Origin of the sequence: Aquirufa nivalisilvae, assembly GCF_003143535.1 — a bacterium.
Lineage (GTDB): Bacteria > Bacteroidota > Bacteroidia > Cytophagales > Spirosomataceae > Aquirufa > Aquirufa nivalisilvae.
This window is the reverse complement of sequence record NZ_CP029346.1, coordinates 396,321-416,868: the sequence shown is the minus strand read 5'-3', so window position 1 is coordinate 416,868 and position 20,548 is coordinate 396,321. Positions and strand designations below refer to the sequence as shown.

The 20,548-nt window shown below is 38.1% G+C and carries 22 protein-coding genes; 7 read left to right on the top strand and 15 right to left on the bottom strand.

All coding sequences use genetic code 11. From position 1 onward, the window contains the following. Positions 1–28 precede the first annotated feature (28 nt). Positions 29–604, top strand: a complete 576-nt coding sequence (locus tag HME7025_RS01860) for a YdeI/OmpD-associated family protein (protein WP_109322007.1) — start codon at positions 29–31, stop codon at positions 602–604. A 102-nt stretch (positions 605–706) separates the two neighbouring features. Here HME7025_RS01860 and HME7025_RS01855 read toward each other — a convergent pair whose 3' ends face one another. Continuing rightward, positions 707–1,738 carry an acyltransferase family protein gene (locus HME7025_RS01855; RefSeq protein ID WP_109322006.1) on the bottom strand — a complete coding sequence of 344 codons (1,032 nt, stop codon included), beginning with the start codon at positions 1,736–1,738 and terminating at the stop codon, positions 707–709. 155 nt (positions 1,739–1,893) lie between these two features. Between HME7025_RS01855 and HME7025_RS01850 the strand changes: the two genes are divergently transcribed. Then, positions 1,894–2,601 (top strand): ABC transporter ATP-binding protein, encoded by a 708-nt coding sequence (locus HME7025_RS01850; protein WP_109322005.1) that lies wholly within the window; start codon positions 1,894–1,896, stop codon positions 2,599–2,601. A 314-nt stretch (positions 2,602–2,915) separates the two neighbouring features. After that, positions 2,916–3,524: a Crp/Fnr family transcriptional regulator gene (locus tag HME7025_RS01845; protein ID WP_109322004.1), complete on the top strand. Its 609-nt coding sequence runs from the start codon at positions 2,916–2,918 to the stop codon at positions 3,522–3,524. Between the two features lie 444 nt (positions 3,525–3,968). On the opposite strand, the gene rplS is transcribed toward HME7025_RS01845, so the two are convergent. From rplS to purB, 10 genes are all read right to left on the bottom strand, one after another. After that, a complete protein-coding gene (gene rplS, locus HME7025_RS01840) occupies positions 3,969–4,322 on the bottom strand; it encodes a 50S ribosomal protein L19 (protein WP_109322003.1) in 354 nt (117 codons plus the stop codon). Between the two features lie 130 nt (positions 4,323–4,452). Beyond that, positions 4,453–5,232 carry a tryptophan synthase subunit alpha gene (gene trpA, locus HME7025_RS01835; RefSeq protein WP_109322002.1) on the bottom strand — a complete coding sequence of 260 codons (780 nt, stop codon included), beginning with the start codon at positions 5,230–5,232 and terminating at the stop codon, positions 4,453–4,455. Continuing rightward, a complete protein-coding gene (gene trpB, locus HME7025_RS01830) occupies positions 5,233–6,417 on the bottom strand; it encodes a tryptophan synthase subunit beta (protein WP_109324899.1) in 1,185 nt (394 codons plus the stop codon). A 10-nt stretch (positions 6,418–6,427) separates the two neighbouring features. Continuing rightward, complete coding sequence (locus HME7025_RS01825) at positions 6,428–7,045, bottom strand: phosphoribosylanthranilate isomerase (RefSeq protein WP_109322001.1); 618 nt, start codon at positions 7,043–7,045, stop codon at positions 6,428–6,430. Between the two features lies 1 nt (position 7,046). Further along, positions 7,047–7,835 carry an indole-3-glycerol phosphate synthase TrpC gene (trpC, locus tag HME7025_RS01820; RefSeq protein ID WP_109322000.1) on the bottom strand — a complete coding sequence of 263 codons (789 nt, stop codon included), beginning with the start codon at positions 7,833–7,835 and terminating at the stop codon, positions 7,047–7,049. 1 nt (position 7,836) lies between these two features. Next, positions 7,837–8,826, bottom strand: coding sequence for an anthranilate phosphoribosyltransferase (gene trpD, locus HME7025_RS01815; RefSeq protein ID WP_109321999.1), 990 nt, complete (start codon positions 8,824–8,826; stop codon positions 7,837–7,839). 3 nt (positions 8,827–8,829) lie between these two features. Then, positions 8,830–9,393 (bottom strand): anthranilate synthase component II, encoded by a 564-nt coding sequence (locus tag HME7025_RS01810; RefSeq protein WP_109321998.1) that lies wholly within the window; start codon positions 9,391–9,393, stop codon positions 8,830–8,832. Between the two features lie 6 nt (positions 9,394–9,399). Continuing rightward, positions 9,400–10,821 carry an anthranilate synthase component I family protein gene (locus HME7025_RS01805; protein WP_109321997.1) on the bottom strand — a complete coding sequence of 474 codons (1,422 nt, stop codon included), beginning with the start codon at positions 10,819–10,821 and terminating at the stop codon, positions 9,400–9,402. Between the two features lie 205 nt (positions 10,822–11,026). Beyond that, positions 11,027–11,419 carry a VOC family protein gene (locus HME7025_RS01800; protein ID WP_109321996.1) on the bottom strand — a complete coding sequence of 131 codons (393 nt, stop codon included), beginning with the start codon at positions 11,417–11,419 and terminating at the stop codon, positions 11,027–11,029. Between the two features lie 4 nt (positions 11,420–11,423). Continuing rightward, positions 11,424–12,788, bottom strand: a complete 1,365-nt coding sequence (gene purB / locus HME7025_RS01795; protein ID WP_109321995.1) for an adenylosuccinate lyase — start codon at positions 12,786–12,788, stop codon at positions 11,424–11,426. A 120-nt stretch (positions 12,789–12,908) separates the two neighbouring features. Between purB and HME7025_RS01790 the strand changes: the two genes are divergently transcribed. Continuing rightward, on the top strand, positions 12,909–13,937 hold the full coding sequence (locus HME7025_RS01790; RefSeq protein WP_109321994.1) for a sensor histidine kinase: 1,029 nt from the start codon (positions 12,909–12,911) through the stop codon (positions 13,935–13,937). Between the two features lie 157 nt (positions 13,938–14,094). Here the strand turns inward: HME7025_RS01790 and prfA are convergent, their stop codons facing one another. Next, positions 14,095–15,165 carry a peptide chain release factor 1 gene (gene prfA / locus HME7025_RS01785; RefSeq protein WP_109321993.1) on the bottom strand — a complete coding sequence of 357 codons (1,071 nt, stop codon included), beginning with the start codon at positions 15,163–15,165 and terminating at the stop codon, positions 14,095–14,097. 97 nt (positions 15,166–15,262) lie between these two features. Here prfA and HME7025_RS01780 point away from each other — a divergent pair, with 97 nt between their 5' ends. After that, entirely contained in the window at positions 15,263–15,748 is a 486-nt protein-coding gene (locus tag HME7025_RS01780) for a hypothetical protein (RefSeq protein ID WP_109321992.1), read from the top strand. On the opposite strand, the gene HME7025_RS01775 is transcribed toward HME7025_RS01780, so the two are convergent. Both HME7025_RS01775 and HME7025_RS01770 read right to left on the bottom strand, forming a co-directional pair. After that, complete coding sequence (locus tag HME7025_RS01775) at positions 15,741–16,526, bottom strand: DUF2520 domain-containing protein (RefSeq protein WP_109321991.1); 786 nt, start codon at positions 16,524–16,526, stop codon at positions 15,741–15,743. The genes HME7025_RS01780 and HME7025_RS01775 overlap by 8 nt on opposite strands. Before the next feature lie 2 nt (positions 16,527–16,528). Then, on the bottom strand, positions 16,529–17,044 hold the full coding sequence (locus HME7025_RS01770) for an HNH endonuclease (protein WP_109321990.1): 516 nt from the start codon (positions 17,042–17,044) through the stop codon (positions 16,529–16,531). Between the two features lie 111 nt (positions 17,045–17,155). On the opposite strand from HME7025_RS01770, the gene HME7025_RS01765 reads away from it, so the two are divergent. Continuing rightward, entirely contained in the window at positions 17,156–18,349 is a 1,194-nt protein-coding gene (locus HME7025_RS01765; RefSeq protein ID WP_109321989.1) for a M20 metallopeptidase family protein, read from the top strand. Here HME7025_RS01765 and HME7025_RS01760 read toward each other — a convergent pair. Beyond that, positions 18,346–19,137: a Rossmann-fold NAD(P)-binding domain-containing protein gene (locus tag HME7025_RS01760; protein ID WP_109321988.1), complete on the bottom strand. Its 792-nt coding sequence runs from the start codon at positions 19,135–19,137 to the stop codon at positions 18,346–18,348. The two genes, HME7025_RS01765 and HME7025_RS01760, sit on opposite strands and share 4 nt — an antisense overlap. A gap of 142 nt (positions 19,138–19,279) precedes the next feature. Between HME7025_RS01760 and HME7025_RS01755 the strand changes: the two genes are divergently transcribed. Beyond that, positions 19,280–20,530, top strand: coding sequence for a metallophosphoesterase (locus tag HME7025_RS01755; RefSeq protein ID WP_109321987.1), 1,251 nt, complete (start codon positions 19,280–19,282; stop codon positions 20,528–20,530). The last annotated feature ends 18 nt before the right edge of the window (positions 20,531–20,548 follow it).

Here is a 20,548-nt window from a genome sequence, read left to right as displayed (position 1 = left end):
ATTAATATATTTATTCAAAATCATGTGAATGACGAATAATACTTCAGAAATAATTTCTTTCAAAACAAGTCAAGAATGGAGAGAATGGCTGGAATTACATCATGCAAGTTCCCCGAGCATATGCCTTAAAATCTCAAAAATCAAATCTCCAGAGCAAACTATTTCGTACCAATTAGCCTTGAATGAAGCCCTTTGCTTTGGTTGGATCGATGGCCAAAAACTACCCTACAACGAACATTTCTGGCTGCAAAAATTCAGCAAAAGAAAACCAAAAAGCACTTGGTCAAAAATAAATATTCAGCATATTGAGAGATTGACCCTGGAAGGCAAAATGATGCCAGCAGGGATATTGGCAGTTCAAGAAGCTAAGGATGATGGCCGATGGGAACAAGCCTATGATGCCCAAAGTCAAATGGTTATTCCAGAAGATTTCTTGATGGAACTTAGTAAAAACAAATCGGCCGAACAGTTTTTCCAATCCTTCAATCGAGCCAATTTATTTGCCATCTACTTTAGACTTCAGTCGGCAAAAAAACCGGAAACAAGAAAAAAGAGAATGGAAAAAATCCTCGAAATGCTTTCCAAAAATGAAAAATTCCATTGAAAAAATTCAACGCTGTCAAGGTTTAAAACCTTGACAGCGTTAGGCAAAAATACCAAATTCCCACACATTTTCCCTCCAGCAAACTGATAATCATCTACTCACCTATGCAAAATATCGCTTAAGTGATTGAATTGGTTTTTCGAATACATGGTAAGAAATAAAGCTAAACGCAAATAAGACTAGTATTCCATAAATATGGAATGGATCATAGATGGTTATATGAAGTCGATTCGTCAATTGATAAAACAAATCAGGAATTAACATATGATATAAATACAATCCATAACTCACTTTACCTATTTCTTTAAAAGGTCGAATGGATAAAATTTGAGCTAAATAACCAGGTCTTAAGGCCCCTAAAATTAAGCCCGCAGAAAGAATGGAAGTGAATGTTCGAAAAAACAACTGCTTCCACAAATCTCCATCCGATAAGAACAAAGTAGTTGTTAGAAATCCGATTCCAACCAAAGGAAGCACCCAATTTGACAAAGCTCTTATCTGCTCTTCCTTTCCTTCTCTTAAATAATAAGCCAGTAAGCCTCCCCAAGCGAAAGTATCTACACAGGTAACCATATAAACCCCAATTCCAGCATATTGATGAATCAAGACATATCTTGCAAGAAGACCAAGTATGGTTGTTGTCCAAAGTAGAAACTTCAAACTTTTATTCGAAGAAATCCCTAAAATTAATATGGGCCATATAATATAAAACTGCTCTTCTACAGATAATGACCAATATGGGGAAAGCATGTCTGACCAATTTTGACTTTGCTCTAACCAATGGTTATATAAATACGACCAATAATAAATTGGATGAAGGTAAAAATCACTAACAATCTGAATTCCAACCTGTTTTAACACCAATAATGAAGCCAATACAGCATAATATATAGGAAAAATACGTAATGCTCTGCGCGCTACAAAATTGCCAAATGATTTTGCAAATGAGGATTTCTCTCGCTGGCTTAACAAAATGGAAGTAATCAAATAGCCACTCAATACGAAGAAAAGCGTCACTCCAACTGGACCATTGGGTAAGGTATTAATCCAATGATTCGTGGGAAACCAATGAAAAATCAACACTAATAAGATTGCGATGGCCCTAATGCCATCCAAAGCTGGTATGTATTTCATCACTTAATTCTACAGCCAACAAAGCTAAAACATATTAAGCAATAAACCTCTTATCCTTGCTAGCGCTACTTTATCCATGCTGCGTATCTTTTGTAGAAAAGTGAAACTTCTTTCAGGTATTGGATGTATTTTTAAGATATTTTATTCCTGAGATTATGACCAAAATTATTGAAACGAGAAATATTTCCAAACGCTATGTGATGGGAGAAGAGGTAATTGATGCCTTAAAAAACATTAGCATTTCAGTGAATAAAGGTGAATATGTTGCATTTATGGGACCGTCTGGTTCAGGTAAGTCCACATTAATGAACATTGTAGGTTGCCTAGATACACCCAGTACGGGCAAATACATATTAAATGGTCATGATGTCAGCGAAATGTCGGAAAATGAATTAGCCGCTGTTCGAAATAAAGAAATTGGTTTCGTGTTTCAAACATTCAATTTATTACCTCGACAATCTGCTTTAGATAATGTAGCGCTGCCTTTGATTTATGCGGGTTATTCCAAAAAAGAAAGAAATGAAATTGCCATGGAAACCCTGAGAGGCGTAGGACTTGACAACCGAGCTAGCCACAAGCCAAATGAGTTATCTGGAGGTCAAAGACAGCGTGTTGCCGTAGCTCGAGCATTGGTCAATGAACCATCTATTTTACTTGCGGATGAACCCACAGGAAACTTGGACACGAAAACTTCATATGAAATTATGGACCTTTTTGACCAACTTCATAAAAAGGGAAATACGATAGTGATGGTTACCCATGAGGATGATATCGCTCAATATGCCCATCGGATTATCCGTTTAAGAGATGGTCTCATTGAATCTGATACCATCAATCAAAACGTTAGAAAAGTAATTAAGTAGCTTAGACTTATCATTTTGAAATCCTGAAATACAATTCAATACGTATTTCAGGATTTTTTTTGCCCTATATCAAGCTTTTTTCTTGATATAACGCAAGAAATTAAATTCCAGAACAGCTTTACGTCCTTCTTAATTGGCTATCTACCAATGGATTTATATCTTTGAAGCGTTCTAAATGTATACTCTTTGACGATTTCGAATTCTACTTTTCTGAATCTCTGTCTAAACCTTTGCAAATCATACAGGATTTCCAAAGTGAATGTATCCGTCTACATTTTAATTTCTCTAATCTTTATATATCATTCTATATCTATATGACCACTATTGCAAGCTTAGAAGCTTACCTTAAAACATTTAATTTACTGAACCCTGCTGAGACGAAGCAATTAGCTGGATACTTTAAACCTGCTGTCTTTCAAAAGAATCAAATCATCATTGCGGAAGGAGAAATTAATAGTAAATTTTATTTTCTAGCTTCCGGACTATTACGCGAATATTCGTGGGTTGATCAATTAGACATGCCTGAACCCATTTCGAGATGGTTCACATTACCAGGAAAATTTGGGATTTCTGCTGAAAGCTTTTTTCATCAGAGACCAAGTGAAATAACCCTAGATGCCCTAAAAAAGTCAGAAGTTTTCTATATGGAAAAAGAGGATTTGGAAAGGGCCTACATAGAAATTCCTCATTCCAATACAATTTGCAGAATCATATTACAAGAAACACTCGTTCAACACGAACGCATCACTTCGTTCTTACACATAAGAAATACCCAAATTAGATATGAGGCATTTCGTAAATCTTTTAAAGATATGGATGAACAAGTGCCCGACAAATACAAAGCTTCATTTCTCAATATGAGTCCCTCTGAATTAAGCCGAGTTAGACGAAAAATCATGGAAAATGGCTCGTTAATCGACTAATCTTGCGTTTTATCAACTTTATTTATTGATTTTTCGCAAGAATATTTCAGTTAATAATCCCGAATTTTGTACAGTAATAATCGTAACAAATTCTTCTAGTTTTCTATGAGAATTATAACGTTATCGATTAACAAGAGAAAAACATTACAATCTGTGTTCTAAATTAAAAGTTAAAACAGGAAGTAAAAGCGACCAAATTTTAACCCCATTCGAAACAAGTTATATTTACTTGTTTCAAACAAAGTTTAATACCTTATCTCTCTTGTTAATCACCTAATCACTAATAATTTATAATACAAAAGAGGAGCCTAAAAACTCCTCATTTGTAAAATCACAAGACAGGTATAAAAATCTTAAACAAGTATACATCTAACCACTAGTACCCTAAAACAAAAGAGCTGCCCTTTCGGAGCAGCTCTTTCTATTTCAAAGAATTCAAACCTCTTATTTTTTCTTCTCTTTAACACGAGCAGCTTTACCTTGCTTACCTCTCATGTAGTATAAACGAGCTCTACGTACTTTACCACGACGTAATACTTCAATTTTGTCAATGTTTGGAGACAAGATTGGGAAAATACGCTCAACACCAATTCCATTAGAAATTTTACGAACGGTAAATGATTCGCCAGCACCCGAATTCTTGCGCTGAATAACCAATCCTTGGAATACCTGGATACGCTCCTTGTTACCTTCACGAATCTTTACGTGAACATTAATCGTATCTCCTGCTGCAAATTCAGGATGATCTGCTCTACGAGCTGCATTTTCTGCTTCAACTAATTTAATTAAATCACTCATCTTAATAATTGTTCAAACTTTGGTGATTATCAGTGCTTAGCGGTCCAATCGTACATAAGCCTCACTGATTTGGGTTGCAAAGATAGAAAATTTATTTTTTCTAAAAAACTGTTACTCAAAAAATTGTGAATTATTTCACCCCTTTAATTCCCCGAACAAAGGTTACTATATCGCCTCGTAAATCACTCGATCGGGCCAATAACTTCACAAAGGCACTACCAATAATTGCTCCTGAAGCTGACGCTGAGGCTTTCAAAAAGCTTTCTCTGTCTGAAATTCCAAAACCAATCAATCTCGGATTTTTCAAATTCATTCGATTGATTCTTTCAAAATACAACTCCTGCTCCGAGCTAATCCCCGTTTTAGCCCCCGTCGTACTAGCCGAAGAAACCATATATATAAAGCCTTGACTTACCGAATCAATTCGACGAATACGCTCGTCAGCAGTTTGCGGAGTAATCAAGAAAATATTAAATAACCCATAGCGCTCAAATATTGCTTGATATTCCGACTCATATTCTGCCATAGGTAAATCTGGTAAAATCAAGCCATCAACACCTACTTCTTGGCATTTTTGACAAAACTTCTCTACCCCAAATTGTAACACAGGATTAATATAGCCCATCAATAAAACAGGTACTTGAACCTTCGCTCTCATGTCTTTCAATTGCTCAAATAAATGAGCGACTGTCATTCCTTGATCCAAGGACACCTGATTCGACTGCTGAATGGTTTCTCCATCCGCCACAGGGTCAGAATAAGGCATTCCAATCTCAATAACATCCGCACCTCCTTCTTGAAGTGCCTCCAATACGGTCATCGTATCTCCAAAATTCGGGAAACCCGCCGTAGCATATACATTTAAAATAGGGCCTTTCGCCGCTTCAAAAACTGCAGATATTCGATTCATCTATAATAAATTTAATCTTTGTTGGTATGTAGCCAAATCCTTATCCCCTCTTCCAGACAAATTAATGACCACTACTTCATGAGGTTTAGCTTGCAATTTTGGCAATACCGCTAAGGCATGCGCTGATTCTAATGCTGGAATAATTCCTTCTAATTGACTTAGTTCCAAAGCTGAAGCTAAGGCTTCTTCATCCGTAATATCATAGAAATGGGCCCTCCCAGTTTTAAATAAATGGGCATGCATGGGACCTATTCCTGGGTAATCTAATCCAGCAGAAATCGAATATGGTTCAATCACTTGTCCGTCCTCTGTTTGCATCAACAAACTCTTACTTCCATGCAATACACCTGACTTCCCTAAAAATGTCGTTGCTGCAGAATGACCCGAACCCACTCCTTGACCTGCTGCCTCTGCAGCAATTAACTGCGTTCTTGCTTCGTCTAAGAAATGATAAAATGCTCCAGCGGCATTAGATCCTCCTCCAACACAAGCCAAAACATAATCTGGGTAATTTCTTCCCAACTTCTCCGTTAATTGGGCCTTGATTTCTTCCGAAATTACTGATTGAAATCTTGCCACCATATCAGGATATGGATGCGGCCCCACCACAGATCCTATAATATAATGCGTGTCAACGGGATTATTAATCCAATGGCGCATAGCCTCATTGGTCGCATCTTTCAAAGTTTTAGAGCCCGACTGTGCTGCAACTACTTTAGCCCCTAACATCCTCATTCTAGCCACATTAGGTGCCTGACGCTCAATGTCAATGGCCCCCATGTAAACGATGCATTCCAATCCCATCAAAGCACAAACGGTTGCGGTAGCTACTCCATGCTGGCCTGCGCCCGTCTCCGCCACAATCTTATTTTTCCCTAATTTCTTAGCTACTAAAATTTGTCCAATCGTATTGTTGACCTTATGAGCTCCCGTATGACAAAGATCTTCCCGTTTTAAATATATTTGAGTTTGATATTTTTCGGATAATCTCTTTGCCTCAAACAAAGGAGTAGGTCTTCCTACATAATCTTTCAATAAATCATGAAACTCCTTTTGAAATGAAGAATCGTTGATAATATCGAGGTAATGAGCCCTGAGCTCCTCCACATTGGGATAAAGCATCTCAGGGATAAATGCCCCTCCAAATTCCCCATAATAACCTTTTTCGTCAACTTGATAAGTCATTGCCATAGCTCTAATTTTCTGCTAATCTTTTCGATATTTCTAGTACTTCTTGTACATCTTTTAATCCAGCTTTGATTTCAACTTTACTATTAAAATCAAAGGCGTGAATCGGATACTTTTTACCTAATTCAATGGCTTCATCCAAATTCTCCTTAGATAAGCCCCCCGCCAATAGAAAAGGTTTATCTAGCGTATATGCTGCTAATATATTCCAATCAAATCGTTGACCTGTGCCGCCCGTTTGCTTTCCCTTTTTGGTATCAAACAAATAGAAATCAGGCGCTAAACTCAAGCCTTTCACATCCTGTATATCTGAAACCGATATGGCTTTTATCACTGTTAAACCTGCTTTTTTCAATGCCAAAATCTCTTTATCCTTTTCCTCTCCATGTAGCTGAACCCAATTAAATCCAGCTTTTTTAGATAAGTCAATGATGCTATCAACAGCTCGATTCACAAATACACCCACTGCTATGGTTTTACCTAGAACATCTTTAGGAATAACAAAGTCCTCTCCCACATACCTGGGCGAAGCTTCTGCCCAAATAAATCCCATATAATCTGGTTTGGCCTTGGCCACTTCCTGGATATTATCCATTTCTCGCATGCCACAAACCTTCCATTTCATCTTAATCCTGATTTAAAAAATCCAATAAAGCTTTACCTGGAGCATCCGTTTTCATAAAACTTTCTCCAATCAAAAAACCCTTATATCCATATCCTCGTAATTCTTGTATGATGGAAGGTCCAGAAATACAGCTTTCTGACACCTTAATACATGTGGCAGGTATTTTTTCTGCCAAACGCTTAGATGCCTCCACATTCTGCTCTGCAAAATTCTTCAGATTGCGATTATTCACACCAACCACAGATATATAATCTCCTAAACTTCGACTCAACTCTTCTTCATCATGCACTTCTAGCAAAGTTTCCATCCCTAATGATCGCGCCAAACTCCCTAATTTCTTAATTTCCTGAGGACTCAATGCCGCTGCAATCAACAAAATCACATCTGCACCCATCGCTTTTGCCTCTACAATTTGGTATTCATCTACCATAAAGTCTTTACGCAGCATGGGCGTATGGGGATTAGCCCGGCGAGCCTCTTCAAAATCCTGATCAGTTCCGCCAAAAAAAGGAGTATCTGTTAATACCGACAAACAAGCAGCGCCTGCAGAGGCATAGGCTTGCGTCACTTCTTTCACCGTTAAACGATCATTTATGACTCCCTTAGAGGGTGATTTACGCTTAAATTCAGCAATAATTCCTGTAGAAGCTGGTTGAGTTAATGACATCGATAAGGAATGGCAATTTCGAGCAAAAAAACCCGTTTTCTCCAATGCATGAATGGATATGCGCGATTTCCTTTCCGCAACTTCTTTCCTTTTGGATTCTAAAATTGTAGCTAAAATACTCATCTTAATCCATGATAAATTTCTTGAAAACTTGGAAAGCTCTTCCACTTTCCAGAGACTCTTTGGCCATCAAATAACCATCCGACATATTACTTACCTTCTCCGCTACTAATAAAGCAGCACCTGCATTGGCTAAAACCACTTGGGTTTGGGCTGGAGTACCTTGTCTTTGTAAGATCTTATATAACATATCGGCCGACTGCTCTACATTAATGCCTCCACTTAAATCCTGAGATTGAAATGTTTCGCAACCAAAATCGCCAGGTAAATATCGCTTTTCTCCTTCTTTAGTTGTTAATAGAAATGAACTCGTTAAGGAAATTTCATCATATCCATCTTCACCAAAAACGATACCAAATTTCTTACTTCCCGACTCATAAAATTGGACAAACAAGTCGTATACCTCTTTGGCATAAACCCCAGTTAGTTGCTTACTTACCAAAGCAGGATTCATCAAAGGTCCCAATAAGTTGAAAAAAGTTTTCATTCCTAATTCCTTACGAATGGGCCCTACGTGACGCATGGCAGGATGAAATAAGGGAGCGTGTAAAAAACAGATTCCCGATGATTCCATCTTACGTTTTAAATAGCTAGGATCATTACTGAACTTAACCCCTAAAAACTCCAATACGGTAGAAGAACCAACGGCTGAAGAAACACCATGATTTCCATGTTTGGCAATCTTTTGACCTGCACCTACTACTACAAAAGAGGACGTAGTACTAACATTAAAGGTATCTTTTCCATCACCCCCAGTTCCGCATACATCCATGGCATCAAACTCTGTCAAATCAATGGTCACGGCCAATTCCATCATAGCTGAAACAAATCCCTTTAATTCTTGAACTTGAATAGGCGTATACCAATAACTTGCTAAAAATGCTGCAATTTGACTTGGATTAATTCCTCCTTGACCTACGCGCAACAATACATCTTTAGCTTCTACTTCTGTTAAGGAGTATCCTTGAACTCGTTTACTTAATATATCTTTCATGTTTTATTGAATCCAATTTTTAATCATTTGCAATCCATGTTGCGTTAAATAAGCCTCGGGATGAAACTGCACTCCACGCACATCGTATGTTTGATGTGCCTCTGCCATCACATATCCTTTATCATCTACGGCTGTAATTTTTAAATCAGTAGGCATGCTATCTGGAATCACTGTCCAAGAATGGTAGCGACAAACCTCGAATCGAGCAGGAATTCCTTGAAATAATCTTTCTGTGGGATCCGTAACAACACATTCAGTCGTAACACCATGCAAAACCTCTCCCATATTTTGCAATTTTGAACCAAAAGATTCGGCAATCGCTTGATGTCCTAAGCATACACCTAAAATCCGCTTTGTCGACGCATATTCCTTCAATAAGTCCAACATAATTCCTGCTTCGGATGGAATCCCAGGACCCGGCGATAGTAAAATATGGTCATATGCCTTCACTTCTTCCAAGGCAATTTTATCATTTCTAAACACGTCTACCTCCGCCCCAATCTCTTTCAATAGGTATACCAAATTGTATACGAATGAATCATAATTATCAATTACTAATACTTTCATGGCTTCTTATGCTAAATTTTCTGCTACATCCAAGGCCTTTTTCAGCGCAGCTAATTTGTTATGTATTTCTTGCATTTCACTGGCTACTATAGATTTAGCCACAACACCCATCCCGGCTTGATAAAACAAGGTATTCCCTTTACTCAAAAAGGTTCGAATAGCAATGGCGTGATTGAAGTTGCCTTCAAAATCCATAAACCCGATAGCACCTCCATAAATATGGCGATTGGTCGGTTCCAAACGATTAATAATCGTCATAGCATTATGCTTAGGTGCACCGCTTAAGGTTCCAGCAGGAAAGGTATCGGCCACCATTTGTAAAGGATTCACTCCTTTTTGCAAGGTTCCTGTCACCTTAGAGACTAAATGTATCACGTGAGAAAAGAATTGTACTTCTTTAAAAGTCTCCACCTTCACATTATCAGCACTTCTACTTAAATCGTTTCTGGCCAAATCCACTAACATCACATGTTCTGCTGATTCTTTAGGGTCTGCAATCAATGCCTGAGCTAATTCTGCATCTCGGGCATCATCACCGGTCCGACGAAATGTACCAGCAATTGGATGAATTTCTGCCAAATCATGATCTATTTTGATTTGTTTCTCAGGCGAGGCTCCAAAAATGCGATATTGCTCATAATCAAAAAAGAACAAATAGGGCGATGGATTAACAGAGCGTAGGGCTCGATAAACCTGAAAATCATCTCCTGTAAAATTTTGACTGAACCTTCTGGATGGTACTATCTGAAATACATCACCACGTAAACAATGCTTAATGCAAGTCTTTACAATCTCTTCCGTTTGCGCCTCAGTTAAATTACTTTGTTCATCACCGACACGCTTAAATGCCTCCAACGTATAATGTGGCATTTCTAAATGGTAGGCCACAGCATCCAAACTAGGTGTTTCTCCTTCCAAATAACTATGGGCATACCATGTCATTTGGTTATTGAAATGATTCAATGCGACCACATAGCGATACACATAATAACGAATCGAAGGAATGGCTGTTTCTGGATTTTTATCTTGTATTTGAATATCTTCAAAATAAGTAACCGCATCATAGCTGATATGGCCAAAAAGTCCGTTGGACATAGGAGAATCTCCTACTTCCTTTTGATAAGTAAAACGAGAGGAAAAATCTTGTAATACCTTCACGGCATCTTTTGGATTTTCTAATCGGAAAGTTTCAACTGTTCCGTCGGGGAAAGTCTGTGTAACAAGCTGCTGATCCAAAACAAAACTAGCTACGGGATCAAAAGCAATATGAGAAAAACCATGTTCACGACCGTGATAATCAGCACTTTCAAGGATAACAGAATTTTTATAATTTTTTCTGATTTTCAAGAAAATACCAATGGGCGTTAGCGTATCAGCTAACAAGGTCTTCCTAGTGGTATGGATGGTAAATTTATTTGAACTGGACATGAGGCTATCGGCAAAATTAAAATAAAAAGGCTTACTGGGAACAGCAAGCCTTGAGTAAAACATATCATATACACACAGCAAAACTGTTCAAGGAAATTTTAGCCTTGCCACCAGTTTTTGTTGTATGTTGTTTTAGTCATTTCTATAATAATTTGATGCAAATGTAATCTGAAATATGGTAAATCAAAATTTCAGGATAAAAAAACTAGGCTTTCTTTTCCACTAAATCCCATAAATTACCATATAAATCTGCAAAAACGGCCACTTTACCATATTCTTCTACACTGGCTTCTCGAATAATTTCAATGCCATTTTGCAATAAATTTTGATAATCTCGATCAAAATCTTCCGTATGTAAAAACATGAAAACTCGTCCACCTGTTTGATTTCCAACACGGCTTTTTTGTTCTTCATTAGCTGCTTTTGCCAACAACAATTGACAAGAACCTTCTCCCACTGGTTTGACAATCACCCAGCGTTTCGTAGGGCTCATGACAGTATCCTCTACTAAGTCGAACCCCAGCTTTTGCGTATAAAAAGCAATGGCTTCATCGTAATCATCAACGACCAATGAAATTTGAGCTATTCTTTGATTCATCAGCTTAGTTTTCGTCTCTCCCCACGAAATTAAATGGTGAAATCAATAATAATTCAGCCTTGATGGCATCTGAAACCGCTAATCCTTGAATAAATCGCTGAAATACCGCTTGATCGATCTTGCCATGATGACGCGTTAATTCCTTCAAAGCTTCGTATGGTTTTGGATAAGACTCTCGACGCAATACGGTTTGTATCGCCTCCGCAATCACCACCCAGTTTTCCTCCAAATCTTGGTGTATTTTGGATTCATTCAATTCCAATTTGCCTAATCCCCTTTGAAGTGAAGTCAAGGAAATAAGGATGTGTGCCAATGGAGTTCCGACATTTCTAAGAACCGTAGAATCGGTCAAATCTCGCTGCAAACGAGAAATTGGAAGCTTGGCTGACAAAAACTCAAGTAAGGCATTTGCAATGGCAAGATTTCCCTCCGCATTTTCAAAATCGATAGGATTCACTTTATGTGGCATCGCCGAAGAACCGATTTCTCCAGCCTTAATCTTTTGTTTGAAATAGCCCATGGAAACATAAGACCAAATATCACGAGCCAAATCCACTAAGATTGTATTCAATCGCTTTAAGCCATCAAAATAGGCCGCTAAATTATCGTAATGTTCAATTTGAGTGGTGTATTTGCTACGTTGAATTCCTAATTTACTTTCCAATAAATTAGCTCCAAATTCGGGCCAATTAATCATTGGAAACGCAACATGATGGGCATTGAAATTACCTGTTGCTCCACCAAATTTTCCAGTAAAAGGAACTTGATCCAAAAGTTCCAATTGTCTATCTAGACGTTCTACAAACACCTGGATTTCTTTTCCTAAACGAGTTGGAGAAGCAGGCTGTCCGTGGGTATGCGCCAACATGGGAATATCTTTCCAATCGGCCGCTAAAGCCGCCAACTGTTCTTTAACTTGTATATAAGTTGGCCAAATTATTGCACGATGAGCTTCCAATATGGAAACAGGAATGGCGGTATTATTAATATCTTGAGAAGTTAAACCAAAGTGAATAAACTCTAAATATTCGCCTAAATCCCCAAATTGAGTAAAACCTTCAATTTTATCTTTAATGAAGTATTCAACAGCCTTTACATCGTGATTGGTTTCTTTTTCTTTTTCTTTGATCCAAAGTGCATCTTGCTCGGAAAAGTTTTGGTATAAACTACGCAAAGCAGGAATGGCTGCCGATGGAAAGCTTACCAAGGGAGCCAAAGGAATTTCGCATAAAGTAATGAAATATTCGATTTCCACTCGAACACGGTATTGAATTAATCCAAATTCAGAAAAATAAGGAGATAAGACTTCCGTTTGTTTTCGGTAACGACCATCAACGGGAGAGATGGCACTTAAGCGATTTAATTCCATGGTATTTTTTGTAAAGCGCAAAGGTACGAAAATGTGCGTAAAACCTGATTATACTAAAACAATTGGGCACATGATTCCCCAAAAGAAATTTAAATCGTAACTTGAAAACAAAAAAACAGCATGTTGAGCCCTAGATACCTCTCTCTATTATTGGCCTTTGTGATTGCTGGGGTTTGTACCTCTTTCCTTTCCTTTTTACCTAACACTGATTTCACCATACTCTTTGTTTGCTTTATCAGTTCCTTCATCTTTGGAAGTGCTGTCATTTATTTTGCCTTAGATAATTTAGTTTTCAAGGAGGTCAATAAATTATATGACCGCATCAAACAGATTAAAAAGAAGAATTTTTCTGTTATTCCTCGAAAACAGCTGATTGAGAAAGAAAACCCCATTGAGTTGTTAAAAGAGGAGCTGAATTCCTATGTAACCACCAAGGAAGATGAGGTTAAGGAATTGAAAAAGGCGGCAAAATACCGTCAGGAGTTTTTGGCTGATGTATCTCACGAATTGAAAACACCAATTTTTGCGGCCCAAGGTTTTGTTCATACACTACTTGATAATCCAGAAGAGGACCCGGAAATCAGAAAAAGATTTTTAGAAAAAGCCGCTAAAAGTCTAGATGGGTTAGACATTTTGGTGAAGGATCTATTGACCGTTTCTCAAATTGAAACAGGCGCCATCAAAATTGATAAAAAGGCCCTTGATTTAAAGCCATTGGTTATTGAAATCTTTGAACAATTGGAAGCTAAAGCCAAAGCTAAAAACATTGAACTAAAATTGATTGGCCACAATGGCCCTGTGCTTGTTAAAGCCGATTATCAGCGAATTAGTCAAGTATTGGTTAATTTAATAGATAATGGCATTAAATATGGGCATCAGGATGGCAAAGTTTCCGTCCAATTGGAGGAAAAGAAAAAAGCTTTTTTAGTGATGGTCAAGGATAATGGACCTGGGGTGCCTGCAGAACATCTACCTCGCCTATTCGAACGATTTTATCGAGTAGATAAAAGTAGAGCAAAAATGAGTGGTGGATCAGGTTTAGGCTTGTCGATTGTGAAACACATTATCCAAGCCCACAATAGTAAGATTGCGGTATTCTCAAAAATAGATAAAGGAACATCCTTTCAATTTAAATTGGAAAAGGCTTGAAAAAATCTTAACGCTGTCAAGGTTTTAAACCTTGACAGCGTTGGCGGTTTAACAATTTTCTCTCTCCTTTTGTTTCTATTTTTCAATCAGTTACTTGATAAAAAAAGCAGGCTTAGGTTTAAACCTAAGCCTGCTTCAACAACATCATCAAATTTTATTACATCGAGCCCTCTTTCAAACGCTCGGCATTTTCGGCAATACGTAATTGCTCAATAAATTCAGCAATTTCTCCATCCATAACCACAGGTAAATTATACACCGTCAAACCAATGCGGTGATCTGTTACACGCCCCTGAGGATAATTGTAAGTTCTGATTTTATCTGATCGATCGCCCGATCCAACCATGGATTTTCTGTTTCCTGCTATTTCCGCATTCCTTTTCTCTAACTCAATCTCATATAACCTAGAACGCAACACCGTCATGGCCTTGTCGAAGTTCTTAATCTGAGATCTTTCATCTTGGCATTGCACTACTAAGCCCGAAGGAATGTGCGTCACACGTACCGCTGAATAGGTCGTATTTACCGACTGACCACCAGCACCTGAAGAACAGAAAGTATCTTTACGAATATCATTCATATTAATCTGAACATCCACCTCATCCGCTTCTGGCATCACAGCCACAGTAGCAGCTGATGTATGAATCCTACCTGCAGATTCTGTGGCAGGAACACGTTGAACCCGATGAACTCCTGATTCAAACTTCAATTTAGCATATACATCTTCTCCTTGAACAGAAACGATAATCTCTTTAAATCCACCAGCGGTCCCCTCTGTAAAATCCATGATTTGAAAGGTCCAACCCATCTTCTCCGCATATCGTTGATACATCCGAAACAAATCACCAGCAAAAATAGATGCCTCATCCCCACCTGTACCACCACGAATTTCCAGAATACAGTCCTTCGAATCATTCGGATCCTTCGGAATTAACATTTCCTTCAACTCCTCTTGCATTTCTTTTTCTTGAGGAACCAAAGTCTCTAATTCCGCTTTGGCCATATCTCTAAAATCCTCATCCTTTTCCGTGGCAATAACGTCTTTTGCCTCTTCAATGGATTTTAATAAATTTTGATAGGCCATATATTGATCTACAATCTTCTGTAAATCCTTGTATTCTTTACTTAAAGTTTTGAATTTCTTTAAATCAGAAACGATTTCAGGCATGGCAATTTGTTGCTCTACCTCTAAAAATCTTTCCCTAATAGCCTCCAGCTGCTCCAACATACTCGTATAATATTTTTAAAATTCCCCGCAAAGATAACAATTAAATTCATTGCCCTTTCTGCTTGGAAGGAATACCTTTGTAGAACAAATTCATCTCATGAAAAAATCACTTCTTTTTACTTGCCTTGCTTCAAGCATCCTTTCGCTTCATTCATGTGATTTCTCAAAGCGCATAGATACTACTGCTGCCGTGAAGGAAATGAAAAACCGACAAGTGAAGCGAATTCTTCCCCAGGACATTACCAATAAAGCCGATACATGGGGACAGGAAATCCAAGCTATCATAGAAAACCCTACAAATAAATTGAGTTTAGATAGTATCTCTAAGCAATTTCAAATCAGCATACAATCTGGCAAAGCGATTTCCTTAAAACAACGAAACAAGGATCAAAAAATACAAGAAGTGTTGGCTGCCTTAGATTATAGTCAATCCATAAAACAAGAAGTACCTCCTAGTATCCAAAAAAATACGGCTGGGGATAGTCTTTATTATATCTTTATCAACAAAAAGCAAGACGTGATTTTATTGGGATTCAGCAAATCTCAAATAGTCATGAACATTGATAAACCTTTAATTAAGTAGTCTTTAAAATCTGCTGAACCATGTTTCGGTATACCTCTTGCAGTTCCACCGTCGACAAAAAACCTTGTTGTTCAAACATCAAGCGTCCATCTTGAAAAGCATTAGCCTCAATTTGATTGGAAACAGGTAAGTTTTTGAAATACGACTGAACATAGTTTTGAATCAAGCCTTGAAGCAGAGAAGTATCCAATTCAATGGAATGCAATAATCGACTTGCCTCTGCCCAAAGTTGCTGAGTAAATATTCCTGCTAAAAGCATGGATAGATAAATCTTCTTTCTTTCTTCTCCATTGACCAAATACATGGCATCGGTAATATCACGGGCCAATTGAACTAGCACTTGTTCAGTCTCTTCCACCATCACTTCTAAGCAAATAGGCATATGACCCAAATTGATTTTTCTCCCACTTTGCAAATGTTGCACTGGGAAAAATATAGCTATTTGATTGGTACTTTCTCTGGCAGGATCATACCAAATAGAAGCCTCCGACAAGAGTACCGTTCCAGAAACCAATAATAAAGTGGCGTATTTAGGAAGAATTAATTCTTTTAAAACAGTTGAATAAGCAATGTCTGGAACACAAAAGAAGAATACAGTAGATTTAGACTCTGAAAAATCCAAATGCTCCTGCACTTTAGCATTATATAAATAACTAACTAAATCTTTCGCTTTGGCGGGATCTCGACTAAAAACTTCTTGAACACTATGTCCTGCATTTTCTAAAGCCTGCGATAAATGCCAGGCCACATGACCAGAACCAATAAAAGAAATATTCATGTTTAAACGATTTGTTCCATTTTAGATCCTACAAATGGAATCCATTGTTGATCCAAAATTCCTGAAAAATTCCGCAAAAACATAACAAAGGAAGGTTTAAATGGCCGTCTCTTTAAAGACATTCCCACTTCTTCAGGAGTATGATCTCCCTTTTTCGAATTACAATATTTGCAAGCAGTGGTTAAATTATCCCAAGAAGTTCTCCCCTGTCTTGATTTTGGCATCACATGATCTAAGGTTAAATGATCTTTAGAGCCACAATATTGACACATATTATCATCCCGCTTAAAAATATTTTGCCGACTTAACACCACCCCTTTATAAGGAAAATACACATATCGATTCAATCGAATCACGGAAGGAAAAGGAAATGTTTGTGTAATTGAATGAAGTTTTTCAGTGGTCGACTCGGCCACCAATTCCGCCTTATTAAGGTAGACCAACAGAAAGGCCTTCGGCATGGAACAGATGGTTAATGCACTATAATCTTGGTTTAAAACTAAAACTTTCCGACTCATAGGACAAAAGATTAAAGGTGAATACTCTCCTACACATCCCTTGTCTTTAAAGTTAAGAAAAAAACTCTTTGAAGCAATATTTTGTAGATTTGTAAAAAATTAAATTTTATTATGTCGAGTCTTCTTAAAAAGATACAGGAACTAGCTGAGCAACAGGCCAGTGCGAATATTGACACACGCCGTCATTTACACGCTCACCCCGAACTCTCCTTTCATGAATTCGAGACGCAGGCTTTTGTTGAAAAGCAATTGCATGATCTAGGCATTCCAACTCAGCGTATCGCCAATACCGGAGTGATCGCCATCATTGAAGGTAAAAACCCTAGTAAAAAAGTAGTGGCTTTGCGGGCCGACATGGATGCCTTACCCATCCAAGAAACCAATGATGTTCCGTATAAATCCCAAAATCCAGGTGTAATGCATGCTTGTGGGCATGATGTGCATACTTCCTCTTTATTAGGAACAGCCCGTATCTTACAATCTGTTAAAGATGAATTCGAAGGTACCGTCAAATTACTATTTCAACCTGCAGAAGAAAAAGCTCCAGGTGGAGCTAGTATTATGATTCAAGAAGGGGCATTGCAAAACCCTAATCCCGCTGGCATACTTGGCCAACATGTGGCCACCAACATCCCGGTTGGGAAAGTAGGATTTAGAGAGGGCATGTACATGGCCAGTGCCGATGAATTGTATTTAACCGTTAAAGGTAAAGGTGGGCATGGCGCCATGCCTGATCAATGCATCGACCCCATTGTGATTGCCTCTCATATTATTATTGCGATGCAACAAATCATTTCTAGAAATAAAAACCCAAGACTTCCTTCGGTACTTAGTTTTGGCAAATTCATTGCAGAAGGAGCCACCAATGTTATTCCCAATGAAGTGAAGATTGAAGGGACTTTCCGAGCCATGGATGAAGAATGGAGAGCGGATGGTTTAGCTAAAATGAAAAAATTGGCTGAAGGAATGGCTGAATCCATGGGTGGCTCTTGTGATTTCTTTGTTTTGAAAGGCTATCCTTTCCTAAAAAACAATCCCGAGTTAACTCGTCGCATGAAAGAAGCAGCCATAGCATATATGGGTGCTGACAACGTGATCGACCTAGACATTTGGATGGCAGCAGAAGATTTCGCCTTTTATACCCACCATGTAGACGCTTGTTTTTATCGTTTGGGAACAAGAAACGATGACAAAGGAATTATCAATGGCGTGCATACTCCCAATTTCAATATTGACGAGAAAGCGCTGAATGTGGGGCCTGGACTTATGGCTTGGTTGGCCATTCAAGAGCTAAGCATCGCTTAATTTTCGATTGGAAATAATAATGGATCTGGGTATTGAAACGAATAATTTAATACCTGGATTAATTTGTCTGAACTAATCACTTTAGTCGCTTCCTTGTCTTCGAGGTATTCAATTGGTAAAACCAATCCTCGTCGTTCGCACTCCAATTTAACCAGTTCAGATTTAATAGGATGCTGAGGGGCTACCACATTAAAGGTACCATTAAGCTGACTTTTAATACTTTGAGCAATTATTTCAAGGACATCTGCCCGATGCACATAATTGACAGGATGGTTAGCTGCCGGCACTTTCTTCCCTGAATAATATTTGGCTACATAACGTTCTCCTCCCATTAATCCGCCCAACCTTAACAAGAGTAGAGGGCATTGAACCCCATGTAAAATTTCCTCAGCCTGACACATTAAATTGTTTTCCAGAGCAGATTCTTCATTGACCAAACTATTTTCAGCTGGGTATATTGAAGTAGAAGAAAGGAAAATTACTTGTTGGTACGTTTTTTGGTTCAATAAGCGAACAAAATCTTGTAACACATCCAGGTAAAAATGATCTCCATTTTCTTTTCGACGAGGAGGAATAGTCCAAATAATCGTTTTGGCATCCAAAATTGATTCCCAAGCTTCGTTGGGCGAATTGACTTCCGCCCTCCACTGGACTAATTTAATAGTAGGGTTTTGGATTGTTTTAGTTTGAGATGACTGACTTATTTGTACGGAATAACCCTTTTGTGATAATTTTTCCGCCAAAGGAACACCTATCCAACCTCCACCTAAAATAGAAATATCAAACATAAATGTAAAAGAGGGAACAAAATATCCCCATTAGCCGTTAAGTCAGCAATTTAACTAGGATTATCCTGGGATAAACACCGTTTATCCAGATTATTTTTGATATTTCCCTGGATTGCCCCTATTTGCCACTCTAATTTAAGCCATGAATAAATTATTATTTATACCAATCATGAGTTTGCTAATTCTTGCCATTGACTATTATGTATGGCAAGCATTCAAAACAGGCTTTCAACAGCAAAGTCAGTTGACCCAACAAATCATTCGATGGGTATATTGGGCAATATCTGCGAGTATCATATTCGGAATTATTGGATACAACTTTCTTCCATTGACTTATTGGAACAAAACGATTCGAACCTTCTTTATGGCAAGTGTTATGATTACGGTTATTTCCAAACTATTTGTAGTTATATTTTTGTTCATTGAAGATATCACACGCATCATTCGTTGGGCATTTACCAACAAAAACTTAGACATCATTCCGGGAGAGCCTGCGCCAGGACAGATCAGTAGAAGTGAGTTTTTATCCAAAACAGCCTTGGTTGTAGGAGCAGTCCCTGCGGCTACTTTTACTTTTGGGATACTTTCTGGAGCACATGATTACCGCGTGGAAAAGATTAGTTTAAAAATACCCAACCTACCTAAGGCATTTGATGGTCTACGCATTGCACAGCTTTCTGATATACATTCAGGCAGTTTTTACAATAAAAGAGCGGTACAAGGTGGAGTGGATATGGTGATGAAAGAAAAGGCTGACTTGCTATTTTTCACGGGTGATTTAGTGAACAATGAGGCAACAGAAGTAGAAGATTATTTCCAAATGTTTTCCAAGTTACATGCCCCAATGGGGGTCTACAGCACTTTAGGGAATCATGATTATGGAGATTATGTAAAGTGGAAATCGCCACAGGCTAAAAAACAAAATCTACAAGATTTAATGAAGGCGCATGAATTAATGGGCTGGAATCTCATGATGGATGAAAATAAAATCATCGAAGAATCAGGAGAAAAATTGGCTTTAATTGGGGTTCAGAACATTGGCGTAGGCCGTTTTCCTTGGTATGGTAATTTAGCCAAGGCTTATCAAGGAACAGAGGAAGCTAGTACCAAATTGTTATTATCTCATGATCCAACACACTGGAATGCAGAGGTAACTCAAAAATATCAAGATATTGATGTGGCTTTTGCTGGCCATACCCATGGGACACAGTTTGGCGTAAAAATTGGCGATTTCAAATGGTCACCTGCGCAGTACGTTTACAAACAATGGGCAGGTTTGTACCAAGAAGGAAAACAACAATTGTATGTAAATCGTGGTTTTGGATACATTGGTTATCCTGGCCGAGTAGGAATGCCTCCTGAAATTTCTGTATTTACTTTAACTAGAGGATAAGAAAATGATTTCATCCTA

Coding starts and splice junctions, on each gene's coding strand:
- HME7025_RS01860 (WP_109322007.1), top strand. CDS start 29: ATGACGAATAATACTTCAGAAATAATTTCTTTCAAAACAAGTCAAGAA.
- HME7025_RS01855 (WP_109322006.1), bottom strand. CDS start 1,738: ATGAAATACATACCAGCTTTGGATGGCATTAGGGCCATCGCAATCTTA.
- HME7025_RS01850 (WP_109322005.1), top strand. CDS start 1,894: ATGACCAAAATTATTGAAACGAGAAATATTTCCAAACGCTATGTGATG.
- HME7025_RS01845 (WP_109322004.1), top strand. CDS start 2,916: ATGACCACTATTGCAAGCTTAGAAGCTTACCTTAAAACATTTAATTTA.
- rplS (WP_109322003.1), bottom strand. CDS start 4,322: ATGAGTGATTTAATTAAATTAGTTGAAGCAGAAAATGCAGCTCGTAGA.
- trpA (WP_109322002.1), bottom strand. CDS start 5,232: ATGAATCGAATATCTGCAGTTTTTGAAGCGGCGAAAGGCCCTATTTTA.
- trpB (WP_109324899.1), bottom strand. CDS start 6,417: ATGACTTATCAAGTTGACGAAAAAGGTTATTATGGGGAATTTGGAGGG.
- HME7025_RS01825 (WP_109322001.1), bottom strand. CDS start 7,045: ATGAAATGGAAGGTTTGTGGCATGCGAGAAATGGATAATATCCAGGAA.
- trpC (WP_109322000.1), bottom strand. CDS start 7,835: ATGAGTATTTTAGCTACAATTTTAGAATCCAAAAGGAAAGAAGTTGCG.
- trpD (WP_109321999.1), bottom strand. CDS start 8,826: ATGAAAGATATATTAAGTAAACGAGTTCAAGGATACTCCTTAACAGAA.
- HME7025_RS01810 (WP_109321998.1), bottom strand. CDS start 9,393: ATGAAAGTATTAGTAATTGATAATTATGATTCATTCGTATACAATTTG.
- HME7025_RS01805 (WP_109321997.1), bottom strand. CDS start 10,821: ATGTCCAGTTCAAATAAATTTACCATCCATACCACTAGGAAGACCTTG.
- HME7025_RS01800 (WP_109321996.1), bottom strand. CDS start 11,419: ATGAATCAAAGAATAGCTCAAATTTCATTGGTCGTTGATGATTACGAT.
- purB (WP_109321995.1), bottom strand. CDS start 12,788: ATGGAATTAAATCGCTTAAGTGCCATCTCTCCCGTTGATGGTCGTTAC.
- HME7025_RS01790 (WP_109321994.1), top strand. CDS start 12,909: ATGTTGAGCCCTAGATACCTCTCTCTATTATTGGCCTTTGTGATTGCT.
- prfA (WP_109321993.1), bottom strand. CDS start 15,165: ATGTTGGAGCAGCTGGAGGCTATTAGGGAAAGATTTTTAGAGGTAGAG.
- HME7025_RS01780 (WP_109321992.1), top strand. CDS start 15,263: ATGAAAAAATCACTTCTTTTTACTTGCCTTGCTTCAAGCATCCTTTCG.
- HME7025_RS01775 (WP_109321991.1), bottom strand. CDS start 16,526: ATGAATATTTCTTTTATTGGTTCTGGTCATGTGGCCTGGCATTTATCG.
- HME7025_RS01770 (WP_109321990.1), bottom strand. CDS start 17,044: ATGAGTCGGAAAGTTTTAGTTTTAAACCAAGATTATAGTGCATTAACC.
- HME7025_RS01765 (WP_109321989.1), top strand. CDS start 17,156: ATGTCGAGTCTTCTTAAAAAGATACAGGAACTAGCTGAGCAACAGGCC.
- HME7025_RS01760 (WP_109321988.1), bottom strand. CDS start 19,137: ATGTTTGATATTTCTATTTTAGGTGGAGGTTGGATAGGTGTTCCTTTG.
- HME7025_RS01755 (WP_109321987.1), top strand. CDS start 19,280: ATGAATAAATTATTATTTATACCAATCATGAGTTTGCTAATTCTTGCC.